Consider the following 13,016-nt stretch of genomic DNA (forward strand, 5'->3'; position numbering starts at 1 on the left):
TTTCTCATTCGCCCAGCTTCACCGGGAGTTCGAGCTCCAACTCCCTGGCCATGGCGCTCCCGACAGCGACGCAGGTGCTCTTGACAGCCACGCTCGCCTTCGCGCGGGCCACCGTGGCCTGGCTCGCCACCACTTCGTGTCCGTCGCGCGTCTTCGCATGCCAGTACGACCAGTTCTTCACTCTCTCCCACCGCCAGGACAACATCTGGTCTCTCAACTGGTTGTGCACGTCGCTCACGTCCCCGGAGACGCCCATGGAGACCACGAACTGGACGCTCTTGGAGTCGGTACAGAGTTCCCAGACACCCGACATGCGCTCGGGCGCGGGCCGCAGGTCCGCGCGCAGCGTCCGGCCTGCCGACTCCGCTGCCGAACGCGCCGCCGCGAGGTCCTCGTCGCCTGCGTTGGACGACGCCTGGACGAGCGGTGGAACGACGAGCACCGCGGCGATGGCCGTCACCACCCCGCCGATGATCAGCGCGCCCTTGCGCGTCACCGGCGCCGGTTCGGCGGCGCTCACCGCCACGAAGATCCACACGACCGAGCTGATGAAGCCCAGCACGAAGAGCCAGCCAAGCGAGTCCAATGCCATCAGCGCACTGCCGCTGCCGACCTTGGTGTCACCCAGGATGGGGATCCAGCCCGACGCCGAGTCGCCGAAGTCGGCCACCAGCAGCCCGGCGCCGACAAGGGACACGGCCGCCGTCACGAACGGAGCCGCGACCCCGCTCGGCAGTGTTTCCCGGCGCGCGGTCTTGATGGCGAAGAACAGCGGCACCAGCGTGACGATCGGGCCGATGATCGAGAAAAGGTAAATCACCAGGAGCCAGCCGCCCGCGGACAGCCGCAGACCGAGGAAGAGCACCACAGCCGCCAGCTGCACAGTCACGTTCACCGAGGTTCGCACGGGGTGATCCTGACCCATCGACCCGGATCGCGAATCGGGACAACTACTCAGGCCGGAACGTTGCGCGGGTCACGCCTATTGCCCGACGTCGGAGTTCAACCGCCAAGTAGGCTCATTTTCACCAACCACGCTGATCAGGAGCGCCGCGAGTGACTGACACCGAGAACTCGGCCATTTCCGAGGTGCCCGCGTCGCTGGGGCTCGACAGCGCCGACCCGGCGCTCGTCGAGGCCGTCGTCACCGGACTGGCGACGGTCGAGGAGCTGCTGCGCTCCGTCGTGCACAGCGACGTCGACTTCGTCGACCAGGCCGCGCTGCACCTGGTGAAGGCGGGCGGCAAGCGTTTTCGGCCGCTGTTCACGCTGCTGAGCTCCCAGTTCAACGAGGGCAACACCGAGAAGGTCATCGCCGCCGCCGCCGCTGTGGAGCTGGTCCACCTGGCCACGCTGTACCACGACGACGTCATGGACGAGGCCACCATGCGCCGCGGCGACGCGAGCGTGAACGCCCGGTGGGACAACTCGATCGCCATCCTGACCGGCGACTTCCTCTTCGCCCACGCCTCGATGCTCGTCGCCGACCTCGGCCCGTCCGCGACCCGGATCATCGCCGAGACCATGCGCGAACTGGTGACCGGCCAGATGCGCGAGACCGTCGGGCCCCGCGACAGCGACCCGATCGAGCACTACCTGTCGGTGATCGGCCAGAAGACCGGCTCCCTGATCGCCACCGCCGGCCGCTTCGGCGCGATGTTCTCCGGGGCCACCCCCGAGCAGACTGAGGCGCTGTTCAAGTACGGCGAGATCATCGGTGCCGCGTTCCAGCTCTCCGACGACGTCATCGACATCGCCTCACCCGCCGCCGAGTCCGGCAAGACGCCCGGAACCGACCTGCGCGAAGGCGTGCTGACGCTCCCGATGCTCTACGCCATCGACGACGGCGGCGACCCCCGGCTCACCGAGTTGCTCGGTGGCCCGATCACCGACGACGCCGACGTCGACGACGCCCTCACCCGGCTGCGGAAGTCGCCCGGACTGGAGCGCGCGCGCAAGACGCTCGACGAGTACGCAATTTCGGCGCAGAACGAATTGGCGACGCTTCCGGAATGCGCGGCCCGCGAGGCATTGGATCTGCTGACACGTTATGTAGTCGCCCGTACCCGATAAGGCACGACCAGCGACGCGAAACTGTGATGTGTCCGGGAAATCCTGGGGAGCATCCCTGTCGCGAACTCGACCGCAGTAGCCTCCTCTAGGCTCGAACAACGGTCTTACGCGCCGCGACGGCGCGGCCGGGAGGGAGAAGTGGCAGATGCCGTTCTTCGGTCAGGTGTGGGTATGGAGCCTCGCCGGATTCCTGGTCGGCGCGCTGCTGTGCTGGATCCTGATCGCGAACCCGGCACGCAAGCGCGTCGCCGATTTGCAGAACCGGCTCGCCGCTTCCCGCAGGCGTGAGGCCCAGGCGCCCGCCGACGACTACGCGACCTCGTACGCCGATCCGTTGCCGCGTTCCACGGACTTCGGCGACGATTACGAATCGCACGAGTTCCGGTCGACGCCCGCTCTCGTTCCCGGCTTCGAGTCCCAGGGCCATGGCGATTACCGCGACGGTTTCGCCCAGCACGACCAGCGTGTCGAGCATGGTGAGCACGACGACCACCGCGACGACCACCGCGACGACCACAGTGACGACCACAGTGATCGTGATGACCGCGACGAGCGGGACGGCCAGGACGCCCGCCGCAGCGACAGCGGCGAGTTCGACCAGGCCCTGTTCGCCGCCGAGCACGCCCGCCTCGACACCCAGGACGACTACGACGTCGAGCACGACCGCGCGGACGGCGACCACGCTGATCAAGACGAGTACGACCAGCAGGGCGAGTACGACCGTGCCGACGACGGGCAGGTCGACGCCGACGAGCGCGGCGCGCTGCGCCTCGGCGAGGTCGAGGAGACCCGGCACGCCGGGTCGCTGCTCAGCGAGGCCGTCGAGACCACCCAGTACATCCCGGCCGACCGCGCGGCGGAGCTGAGCGAGGCTCCCGCAAAGCAGTGGTTCGCCGGGCAGCCCGAGACCGCCGACGAAAACCTTGTCGACGACCTGGCCGAAGCTGAGGCCGAGGTCGCCCGCAGCCGTGAGGACGACCGGTCCGACACCGGCGGCGGCACGATCTTCACCCAGCACACCACCCCGATCCCCGCCGAGTTGATCCGCCGGATCGACGCCGAAGGCGAGCAGGACAACACCGACGACGCTCTCATCGACGACCTCGATGAAGAGCAGGAGGACCAGGCCGCACCGGACCGGACCGAGAGCGCCCCGGCGCCCGCGGCGTCGATCGACGCCGCCACGCAGTTCGTCCGCCCCGTGCCGCCGGTGCCTGTCGTCGAGCCGGAACCACTGCCCGTGCGGCCAGTCGCGCGGCCGGTGGTAGCGACCGAGCCCGCGGAGGAACCGAACTTGGCGTACGGAGAGGTGCGCGCCACCACCACGACCAGCGCGCTGCCCAAGCGCATCCCGGCCAAGCCACAGGGCCGGATCCCGTTCGGCATCCAGCCCGCGCCGCCCGCACCCGCCACCGCGGCGACCGCCACGGCGCCCGCCGCCGAGGCCGAGCGCTCGCTGTTCGAGCCGATCCGGCCCGCGGACGAGACCGTGGCCGCGGCGTCGGTCCTGCCGGAGAGCCGCCCGCGGCGCTCGCGCACCGCGCTGAAGCAGGCGCCGATGGGCGGGGTCGACCCGTTCGTCCCGCCGGGGCCGTTCGGTCCGGGATCGGCGATGCCGTTGCCGGGTGGGGAATCCCCGTCGAGCGACTACGTCATCAAGGCGAGCGTCACCGCGCTTCGGTACTGCTCACCCGAGTCGCCGAAGTTTGACCGGACCATCGCCGAGGTGTGGTTCCGGTCGGTCGACGACGCCGAGCGAGTGGGATTCCGACCGCTCGCCTGACGCGGGGGAATTGGCCGCTTACTCCAAGTGGCGGCCTTGTTGCGGGAATGATAAAAGACACCGTGCGCTTTTCGAAGTGCTAGAGGTCGTCCAAATGGACGACCGGAGGTGTTGTCCCGTTCGGAGCGGCCATGCCAGGTTCCGTATCAGATTCCCTTCAACCAGGCGAAACTCTGATTCGTCGCACGAAGACCACGAACTACGATCGACGCGGCGGAATACTGCCCTGGCTGTTGGGGCTGGTGCTGATCCCGGCCCTGCTCGCGCTGCTGGCCACCGTCACGCCGTTCGGCAAACGCGACGACGTCGAGTCCGATCTCGCGCTCGAGTCGCAGAACGCGCTCGCGGCGGCGGGAATCTCCGGAGCCGACGTGCGGATGGACGGCGTCCTCGCCAACGTCTCGGGGGTCCCGGCCGGGCAGATCGACGCCGCGCGCGGCGCGGTCGAGTCGGTCGACGGTGTCTGGTCGGCGTCCGTCGCGGGTGTACCCGCGGGAGCCATCGGCGGCACGGATCCCAGTGACCCCAACGCTTCCAGCGCGCCGTCGAGCTCGGCGAACCCGGTGCCGCCCGCGCCGGGCGGGCCGCTGACGGCCGACCTCAAGGACGGCTCGGTCGTGCTGAGCGGCGCTGTCCCCGACGAGGCCGCGCGTACCGCTCTCGTCGCGTCCGCCACTCAGGCCGCGGGCGGGCGTCCGGTGGTCGACCAGTTGACAGCGACGCCGGGAGCGACCCTCCCGCTGCCCGCCGCCGAACTTGGCAAGGCCGTCGCGATCCTGGGCACCGCACCGGGTGACCGCGCCGTGAGCTGGGACGGCGACACGGTGACCCTGTCCGGTTCGGTCCCGACCGGGCAGGACAAGGCCGCGGCGGAACAGGCGGCGACCACGATGGCGCCCGGCGCCAAGGTCGACAACAAGCTGACCGTCGCCGCCCCGGCGGTCGACAAAGCGGCTGTGCAGCAGCAGATCAACGCGCTGATCGCGGCCCAGCCGATCACCTTCCAGCCCAACACGGCCACGCTCACCCCCGCCGGGGAGAACGCGGTGCAGCAGATCGCACCGCTCCTCCAGGGCGCGTCCATCGAGGTCGGCGGCCACATCGCCGACGCTCCGGGCAACGACAGCGTCGACGGGCAGCAGCTCAGCGACCAGCGCGCGGCCACTGTCCAATCGCGACTCACGCAGCTCGGAGTCGCCGCGGACCGCATCACCGCCAAGGGCTACGGCAGCACCAAGCCCGTGGCGCCCAACAACACCGCAGCAGGCCAGGCGGCCAACCGCCGGGTCGAAATCGTCGTCCTTTAGGAGACCAGACCATGAAATATCTCTTCGGGCAGGTGTGGCTCTGGTTGCTGCTGTCCTTTCTGCTGGGTGCGCTTGTCACCTGGCTGGTTCAGCGGTTCTTCCGCAAGCCCAAGGTCGAGGTGACCGAGGAACGCATCGGTGGCCCCGCCGTCAAGGAAAGCGACCGCGAACCCACGCGCGCCGCGGACAGGGACAAGGTGAGCGCCTCGGCGCGGCCACGTGCCTCCGCGCTGGGCACCCTCGACGACGATGAACGCACCGGCACCCCGCGGGTGGACGACACCCCGGGCGACGACACCCCGACCGGCCGCATCCCGGTCCAGACGCTCGACGACACGGGCCGCTCCGGCACGCTGAAGGGCTCCCTCGACGACGAGCCCAAGTCCGACCCGGCCAAGCACCACCTCACCGACGACGGTGACTCGGCTGACTCGGCTGACTCGGCGGCGGACGCGGCTGTCTCGGCTGACGCGGGCAAGACGGAGTGGATGGCCGCCCCGCCGCCCTCGATGGAGGACGGCAACCGCGACACCCTCCCCGCCAAGTTCGACGAAGACGCCCTCAGCGACGTGAACGTGAGCGGCTCCGCGACCAGCGGCGCGGCCGCGGGCGCGGCGGCCGCAATGGCGGCTCGCCGGGCGGGCACGTCCGGGAAGAACGGCTCGCCAACCGACGCGGACAGCGGATCTCTCGCGGGCACGGGTCCCATCGCCGGTGCCGCCGCCGCGGGCATGGCCACCGGCTCGGGCGCCGACGGCCTCGCCGGCACGGGACCGGTCGCCGACACGGAGTCGGACAACCCGGAATCCGGGTCAGGCAAGGGAACCCCGATGTTCGCCACCTCGGCCACCGTTGCGCGGGCCCCGGCCACCGACGAGCCGTACGGCCCGGGTTCGGCGCGTCCCGGCCCCGGTGGTGCGTCCCCGTCGCCCGAGTACACCATCAAGGGCAACGCGGACTCGATGCTGTTCCACACCACCGATTCCCCGTACTACGGCCGCACCAAGGCGGAGGTGTGGTTCAAGTCCGCGGCCGACGCCGAACGGGCCGGTTTCACCCCGTGGACCCGCGCCAAGCGTGACGTGCAGCCAGTGGTCGCCCAGCCGACGTGGGAGCCGGGTGAGTTCGCGGGTTCGGCCAAGCCGAAGGCCGACGGCACGGCGCCCGCGGAGGAGTTCAAGGTCAAGGGCAACGTCGACTCGATGCTGTTCCACACCGAGGAGTCAGCGTTCTACTCGGTGACCAAGGCCGAAGTCTGGTTCCGGGATGCCGACGAGGCTGAGGCGGCGGGCTTCCGCCCCTGGAACCGCGTTGGTGGCGCTGAACGAGGCCAGACGGAGATTCCCCAGCAGGCGGTCGCTCGGATTCCGGAGGGGCCGTTCGGGCCGAACTCGGCGAATCCGAAGGCCGACGGTTCGGCCCCGTCGGACGAGTTCACCATCAAGGGCAACGCGGACTCGATGCTGTTCCACACGACTGAGTCGCCGTATTACCCGCGGACTCGGGCGGAAGTCTGGTTCAAGACCGCGGCCGACGCGGAGCAGGCGGGCTTCACGGCTTGGAACAAGCGCCGCAGCGAGAAGAGCTAGCCCTTCCGCGAGTCGCCCCCTCAAGCAAACGAGTCGCCCCTTCCGGCAAGTGAGTGCACCATTCCGGCAAGTGACTTCGACATTCGGATGCGTTCGTCGTCGAGCCCGTCGGTCAGACCGAGGCGGTCTGCCCAGTGCCGGTAGCTGGTCCCAACGATGAAGTCACTTGCCGGAATGGTGCACTCACTTGCCTGAAGGGGCGACTCGTTTGCCTGAAGGGGCGACTCGCGGCGTGTAGGGGAATGTTGCGGCGCGGTAGCCGAAGGGCCGCCACCCCATTGGGGTGGCGGCCCTTTGCGGCTCAAATCAAGGTGCGATGGTCCAAGTGTCCTTGCCGTGCAGCAGGTTCCGGAGGTCCGCCGGCTTGCTCTCCACCGCCTGCGCCACCTGCGCCCGTGCCAGGTCGTCGTACGTGTCCCGGCGTACTGAACGGAAGACGCCGGTGATCGTGTGACTGAGGTCCTGAGTGGACAGTCGCGACAGTGCGAAAGCGTAGGACGGGTCCTCGATGTGGGCGTCGTGCACCACCAGTGCCTCTTCACCCACCTCGCTGACCTTCGCGACCTCAAGCGACCCGAACCCGCTCCGGATGACGCCGTATTCCTTCTCGGCGCCGAAGCGGATCGGCTGCCCGTGTTGCAGGTTGATCAGGCGCTGCTCGGCTTCGCCCGGCTCCTTCAGCACATCAAAGGCGCCGTCGTTGAAGATGGGGCAGTTCTGGTAGATCTCCACCAGTGCCGAGCCTCGGTGTTCCGCCGCCTGACGCAGGACGTCGGTGAGGCCTGCCTTGTCGGAGTCCAGTGCCCGGCCGACGAACGTCGCTTCGGCGCCCAGGGCCAGCGACACGGGGTTGAACGGGTGGTCCAGCGAGCCCATCGGGGTGGACTTGGTGACCTTGCCCGGCTCCGAGGTCGGCGAGTACTGGCCCTTGGTGAGGCCGTAGATCCGGTTGTTGAACAGCAGGATCTTCAGGTTCACGTTGCGGCGCAGGGTGTGGATCAGGTGGTTGCCGCCGATCGACAGCGAGTCGCCGTCGCCGGTGACGACCCAGACCGACAGGTCGGGGCGCGCGGTGGCCAGGCCGGTGGCGATGGCCGGGGCGCGGCCGTGGATCGAGTGCATCCCGTAGGTGTTCATGTAGTACGGGAACCGTGAGGAGCAGCCGATGCCGGAGACGAAGACGATGTTCTCCCGCTTGAGGCCCAGCGTCGGCAGGAACGACTGCACCGCGTTGAGCACGATGTAGTCGCCGCAGCCGGGGCACCAGCGGACTTCCTGATCGGACTTGTAGTCCTTGGCCTTCTGCGGCTCGTCGGTCGTCGGCACCCCCGCGAGGCCGGGCAGCCCAAGATCAATCGCGGTCATGCGTCGACCCCTTTCACGATGTCCGTGAGGACGTTCTGGAGTTCCTCGGCCATGAACGGCAGGCCGGCGACCTTGGTGTAGCTGATCACGTCGACCAGGTAGCGCCCGCGAAGCAGCAGCGAGAGCTGGCCGAGGTTCATTTCCGGAACGACGACCTTGTCGTAGCTCCGCAGGACCTCGCCCAGGTTGGCGGGGAACGGGTTCAGGTGGCGCAGGTGCGCCTGGGCGACCGCGTGGCCGAGCTTGCGCACGCGCCGCGCCGCGGCGCCGATCGGGCCGTAGGACGAGCCCCAGCCGAGCACCAGCACCCGCGCCTTGCCGGACGGGTCGTCCACCTCGAGGTCGGGCACGTCGATGCCGTCGATCTTGGCCTGACGCGTCCGGACCATCTTGTCGTGGTTGTCCGGGTCGTAGGAGATGTTGCCGTTGCCGTCCTGCTTCTCCAGGCCGCCGATGCGGTGCTGCAGACCGGCGGTGCCGGGCAGCGCCCACGCGCGGGCCAGCGTCTCCGGGTCGCGCAGGTACGGCCAGAACTCGCCGGACCCGTCGGGGGCGTTGGGCTCGGTGGCGAACTCGACGGTCAGGTCGGGCAGCGTGTCGAGCTCCGGGATCAGCCACGGCTCGGAACCGTTGGCGATGGCGCCGTCCGACAGCAGCAGCACCGGGGTGCGGTACTTCAGCGCGATCCGGGTGGCCTCGACCGCCGCGGCGAAGCAGTCCGCCGGGGACTGCGGCGCGATGATCGGGACCGGGCACTCGCCGTTGCGGCCGTACATGGCCTGCAGCAGGTCGGCCTGCTCGGTCTTCGTCGGCAGACCGGTGGACGGGCCACCGCGCTGCACGTCGACGACAAGCAGCGGCAGTTCGGTCATCACACCGAGGCCGATGGTCTCCGACTTCAGCGCGACACCCGGGCCGGACGTCGAGGTGACACCCAGCGCGCCGCCGTAGGAGGCGCCGAGCGCGGCGCAGATGCCCGCGATCTCGTCCTCGGCCTGGAACGTGGTGATGCCGAACTGCTTGTACTTGCTCAGCTCGTGCAGGATGTCCGACGCCGGGGTGATCGGGTACGTGCCCAGCAGGACCGGCAGCTTCGACTGCACGCCCGCCGCGACGATGCCGTACGCGAGCGCGGTGTTGCCGGTGATCTGCCGGTACGTGCCGGCGGGCAGCTTGGCGGGCGCGACCTGGTAGGTGACGGCGAAGGCCTCAGTGGTCTCGCCGTAGTAGAAGCCCGCGCGGAACGCCAGGACGTTGGCCTCGGCGATGTCGGGCTTGCGGGCGAACTTCTCGCGCAGGAACGCCTCGGTGCCCTCGGTCGGCCGGTGGTACATCCACGACAGCAGACCCAGCGCGAACATGTTCTTGCAGCGCTCGGCGTCCTTCTTGCCCAGGCCGGTCTCGGCCAGCGCGCCCTGGGTGATCGTGGCCATCGCGACCTCGTGCACCTGGTAGGACGACAGCGACTCGTCCTCGAGCGGGTTCGCCGCGTAGCCGACCTTGGTCAGGTTGCGCTTGGTGAACTCGTCGGTGTTGACGATCAGGGTCCCGCCCGCGGGCAGGTCGGCGATGTTCGCCTTGAGCGCCGCCGGGTTCATCGCGACCAGGACGTCCGGCCGGTCGCCCGGCGTCAGGATGTCGTAGTCGGCGAAGTGCACCTGGAAGCTGGAGACACCGGGGATCGTGCCCTGGGGGGCGCGGATCTCGGCGGGGAAGTTGGGCATCGTCGACAGGTCGTTGCCGAACGCGGCAGCCTCTGAGGTGAACCTGTCACCCGTCAGCTGCATACCGTCGCCGGAGTCGCCCGCGAACCGGATCACTACCCGGTCGAGTTTGGTCCCGGCCTGACGGGAAGACCCGGCGGAGTCAGCGCCTCCGGCCACGTCGCCGTCCACACTTGTGCTCATGAACTCGCCGATCCCTCTCTCCTGACAGCGTGCTTGGCCAGTGCCGTTCGCTACTGCCAAGGGTAGTCTTCCGCCCCCGGCCAAGCTGGCGTTCGATTGCTCAACCCGGCCGGGTCGCCGACCACTTCCGCCTTCAAGGTAGGCATCGGAATCGGCAGGTCCCTCGCAACGCGCTACACATCACAGTCGGGAGACTGCGATCGCGGTCCGAGTGTCCACAGGGTGGTCCGCAAACCCCAAATTTAACTGTAACTCATGGTAACAGTATCCCAGATGCCGGCGGGAGAAGTTCGCTGTGTGGTACGCCACGTAGGGTCTACGGGCTGCCGCTGATCTTGGCCCGCATCTTGGCCAGGAGCTGGGCGAACTCCGGGGTGTCCATGGACGCCACCTGGGTCAGCAGCTCGGCCTCGACGGCGTCGGCGTGCGCGTCCATTGACGCCGTCGCGCGCATCGTCCGCTTGATGGACAGCACCAGCTCCCGCGGCCCGGCGGCGGCGGGCGCGGCGAGCGCCACGGCCGCGTCCACCAAGGCGTCGTGGTCGCCGTCGACCGTCCGCAGGACCAGCCCGACCCGCTCGGCCTCGGCCGCGTCCGGGATCTGGCCGAACAGCGTCATCGCGGTGGCCGTCTGCGGCCCGACGATCCGCTGCAGCATCCAGGTCATGCCGCCGCCCGGGTGGATGCCCAGCTGCAGGAACCGCGCGTCGAACCGCGCCCTGGGGCCCGCGAGCCGCACATCCGCGGCGAGCGCCAGGTTCAGCCCGGCGCCGACCGCGGCCCCGCCCACCGCCGCGATCGTCGGCAGCGACGACCGGGCGACCGCGAGGAAGCCCGCGTAGATCGCCCGCAGCCCCTCTTCGCGCGACTCGCCGAGGACGGTGAGGTCGGCCCCCGCGCAGAACGCGGGCGGCGTGCCGGTGATCACGATGGCGGAGGTCTGGTCGTCGGCCTCGCACTCGCCGACCAGTTCGGCCAGCCGCGCCGACATCGGCAGCGTCAGCGCGTTGCGCCGGTCGGGCGCGTTGAGTGTGATCACGGCGACGCCGTCGCGGCGGTCGAGGAGAACGTCGGTCATGCCCGCGGACCTTATCCGGGCTCGGGGGCCGGGGGACGTTCGAGCAGTGTCGACAACACCACAGTGGAAACGGTGCGGGACACCATGTCGATGGCCCGCAGCCGCTCCAGCGCGTCCTCCAGGTGGTGGATGTTCGCGGCGCGCAGGTGGACGATCGCGTCCGCGGCGCCGGAGACGGTGTACGCGGCGACGACCTCGGTCAGCGGCTCAAGCTTGCGGCGAATTCGGTCGGGTGAGACGTTGCCCTGGCAGTGCACCTCCACGAAGGCCTCGGTGCCCCAGCCGAGGGCCTCCGGATTGACCACCGCGGTGAACCCACGCAGCACACCTGTCTCCAGGAGACGGTCCACCCGGCGCTTGACGGCCGGGGCCGACAGCGACACGACTTTCCCGATCTCCGCGTAGCTCGACCGGGCATCGGCCACTAGCTGCGCAATGATTCGCTGATCTATGACGTCCACACGCAACATTGTGCATGCTCAAGAGCAATGGAGCGACATTGATGTGTGTCGAATGTGGCCATACATTTCGATCCATGACGCTGCTCTCCGAAACCGCGGCCCACACCGCCGTGGCCGAGCGGGTTCCGACGACCCGCCGCTACCTGATGTGCGAGCCCAAGTACTTCACCGTCGAGTACGTCATCAACCCGTGGATGGACCCCGACCAGCCGGTCGACACCGCCAAGGCGGTCGCGCAGTGGACCGCGCTGAAGGAGACCTACGAGCGGCTCGGTCACAAGGTCGAGACCATCGAGCCGGTGCCCGGCCTCCCCGACATGGTCTTCTCCGCGAACTCGGGCACCGTTGTCGACGGCCGCGTCCTCGGCTCCCGCTTCCGCGCCCCCCAGCGAGCGGCCGAGGCTGACCAGTTCCGCCGCTGGTTCCTGGACAACGGCTATCGGGACGTCGTCATGCCGGAGAGCGTCAACGAGGCCGAGGGCGACTTCGCCTGGACCGGAGAGGTCCTGCTCGCGGGCACCGGCTTCCGCACCGACCCCGGAGCCCACGCCGAAGCGCAGGAGACCCTGGGCGTCCCCGTGGTGTCGCTTCACCTGGTCGACCCGCGCTACTACCACCTCGACGTGGCCCTGTTCGTCCTGTCGGAAGCCCACGACGGCCGCCGCGCCGAGATCGCGTACTACCCGGCGGCGTTCTCCGAAGGCACCCAGCGAGTCCTGGCCCGCCTCTTCCCCGACGCCGTCATCTGCACCGAGGAAGACGCGGCCTGCCTCGGCATCAACGCCGTCTCCGACGGCCGCAACGTCATCCTGCCCGTCGAAGCCACCCGCCTGGCGGCGGTCTTGGCAGCGCGCGGGTACGAGCCGGTCATGGTGGATATCTCGGAACTCCGCAAGTCCGGCGGCGGCCCCAAGTGCTGCACGATGGAACTGCGCGGGTAAAATTGGTGACTCTCCGCAACTAATGGTCGCCAAGCTTCTCGCCACATATAATCCTTGAGCTGCGACTATCCGAGTCTCGGGATTCGTGGCGGCGGTGACTGTCAGTCGATCTTCGGCACGTCTCGGCGGTCTCACAGAACAGCGAAGCGGCTCCCAGTTCACACGGGGAGCCGCTCGCGTTCGTCAGCCGCCGAAGCGATGAACGTCGAACACGTAGACCAAGCCGATCACGGCCTGCCCGATCAGCAGTACTGCCACACCGGTCCACAGCAGAGTTGCCGCGTCATCCCGGAAGAATGCCGAGCCTGCGACAAGAACAGGCGCGGCCGCCGCACCCTGCGCCCGCGGACGCCACAGGTTGCGAGCCAACGTGCGGGCTGTCCGCATTCGCTCATCGGCATCCGCCGGCGACGACTCGATCCCACTCACGGCTTCACATCCTGGAGCTTCGTGTCCCTGGCGCCACCGGTGCACCCCGGATGCGCCGGATGGCTTTGAGTTCCATCGACGTC

General features: G+C 69.0%; 11 protein-coding genes. 5 read left to right on the top strand and 6 right to left on the bottom strand.

Features of this window, described 5'->3' with window-relative positions:
- Nucleotides 1–4: 4 nt before the first annotated feature.
- A complete protein-coding gene (locus ACUZ2Y_RS22705) occupies nucleotides 5–889 on the bottom strand; it encodes a hypothetical protein (RefSeq protein ID WP_476322032.1) in 885 nt (294 codons plus the stop codon).
- Between the two features lie 167 nt (nucleotides 890–1,056).
- Here ACUZ2Y_RS22705 and ACUZ2Y_RS22710 point away from each other — a divergent pair, with 167 nt between their 5' ends.
- From ACUZ2Y_RS22710 to ACUZ2Y_RS22725, 4 genes are all read left to right on the top strand, one after another.
- Complete coding sequence (locus ACUZ2Y_RS22710) at nucleotides 1,057–2,073, top strand: polyprenyl synthetase family protein (RefSeq protein ID WP_476322034.1); 1,017 nt, start codon at nucleotides 1,057–1,059, stop codon at nucleotides 2,071–2,073.
- 145 nt (nucleotides 2,074–2,218) lie between these two features.
- Entirely contained in the window at nucleotides 2,219–3,856 is a 1,638-nt protein-coding gene (locus ACUZ2Y_RS22715; protein ID WP_476322036.1) for a sunset domain-containing protein, read from the top strand.
- Nucleotides 3,857–4,098: 242 nt separating this feature from the next.
- Complete coding sequence (gene arfA, locus ACUZ2Y_RS22720; RefSeq protein WP_476332014.1) at nucleotides 4,099–5,163, top strand: channel-forming protein ArfA/OmpATb; 1,065 nt, start codon at nucleotides 4,099–4,101, stop codon at nucleotides 5,161–5,163.
- Between the two features lie 11 nt (nucleotides 5,164–5,174).
- Nucleotides 5,175–6,752 (top strand): sunset domain-containing protein, encoded by a 1,578-nt coding sequence (locus ACUZ2Y_RS22725; RefSeq protein ID WP_476322038.1) that lies wholly within the window; start codon nucleotides 5,175–5,177, stop codon nucleotides 6,750–6,752.
- 306 nt (nucleotides 6,753–7,058) lie between these two features.
- On the opposite strand, the gene ACUZ2Y_RS22730 is transcribed toward ACUZ2Y_RS22725, so the two are convergent.
- From ACUZ2Y_RS22730 to ACUZ2Y_RS22745, 4 genes are all read right to left on the bottom strand, one after another.
- Nucleotides 7,059–8,117 carry a 2-oxoacid:ferredoxin oxidoreductase subunit beta gene (locus ACUZ2Y_RS22730; protein WP_476322040.1) on the bottom strand — a complete coding sequence of 353 codons (1,059 nt, stop codon included), beginning with the start codon at nucleotides 8,115–8,117 and terminating at the stop codon, nucleotides 7,059–7,061.
- Nucleotides 8,114–10,024, bottom strand: a complete 1,911-nt coding sequence (locus ACUZ2Y_RS22735) for a 2-oxoacid:acceptor oxidoreductase subunit alpha (protein WP_476322042.1) — start codon at nucleotides 10,022–10,024, stop codon at nucleotides 8,114–8,116. Before ACUZ2Y_RS22735 ends, ACUZ2Y_RS22730 begins: the two co-directional genes overlap by 4 nt.
- A 316-nt stretch (nucleotides 10,025–10,340) precedes the next feature.
- On the bottom strand, nucleotides 10,341–11,102 hold the full coding sequence (locus tag ACUZ2Y_RS22740) for an enoyl-CoA hydratase (protein WP_476322044.1): 762 nt from the start codon (nucleotides 11,100–11,102) through the stop codon (nucleotides 10,341–10,343).
- 11 nt (nucleotides 11,103–11,113) lie between these two features.
- Entirely contained in the window at nucleotides 11,114–11,563 is a 450-nt protein-coding gene (locus ACUZ2Y_RS22745; RefSeq protein ID WP_187218461.1) for an Lrp/AsnC family transcriptional regulator, read from the bottom strand.
- Nucleotides 11,564–11,637: 74 nt separating this feature from the next.
- Here ACUZ2Y_RS22745 and ddaH point away from each other — a divergent pair, with 74 nt between their 5' ends.
- Nucleotides 11,638–12,504: a dimethylargininase gene (ddaH, locus tag ACUZ2Y_RS22750; RefSeq protein ID WP_476322047.1), complete on the top strand. Its 867-nt coding sequence runs from the start codon at nucleotides 11,638–11,640 to the stop codon at nucleotides 12,502–12,504.
- Nucleotides 12,505–12,687: 183 nt separating this feature from the next.
- Here the strand turns inward: ddaH and ACUZ2Y_RS22755 are convergent, their stop codons facing one another.
- A complete protein-coding gene (locus ACUZ2Y_RS22755; protein WP_476322049.1) occupies nucleotides 12,688–12,933 on the bottom strand; it encodes a hypothetical protein in 246 nt (81 codons plus the stop codon).
- Nucleotides 12,934–13,016: the final 83 nt, after the last annotated feature.

Source organism: Actinokineospora sp. UV203 (assembly GCF_056323665.1).

Bases quoted from the DNA above. Each gene is read 5' to 3' on its own strand.
- ddaH (WP_476322047.1), top strand. From the start codon at position 11,638: ATGACGCTGCTCTCCGAAACCGCGGCCCACACCGCCGTGGCCGAGCGG.
- ACUZ2Y_RS22740 (WP_476322044.1), bottom strand. From the start codon at position 11,102: ATGACCGACGTTCTCCTCGACCGCCGCGACGGCGTCGCCGTGATCACA.
- ACUZ2Y_RS22735 (WP_476322042.1), bottom strand. From the start codon at position 10,024: ATGAGCACAAGTGTGGACGGCGACGTGGCCGGAGGCGCTGACTCCGCC.
- ACUZ2Y_RS22725 (WP_476322038.1), top strand. From the start codon at position 5,175: ATGAAATATCTCTTCGGGCAGGTGTGGCTCTGGTTGCTGCTGTCCTTT.
- ACUZ2Y_RS22715 (WP_476322036.1), top strand. From the start codon at position 2,219: ATGCCGTTCTTCGGTCAGGTGTGGGTATGGAGCCTCGCCGGATTCCTG.
- ACUZ2Y_RS22730 (WP_476322040.1), bottom strand. From the start codon at position 8,117: ATGACCGCGATTGATCTTGGGCTGCCCGGCCTCGCGGGGGTGCCGACG.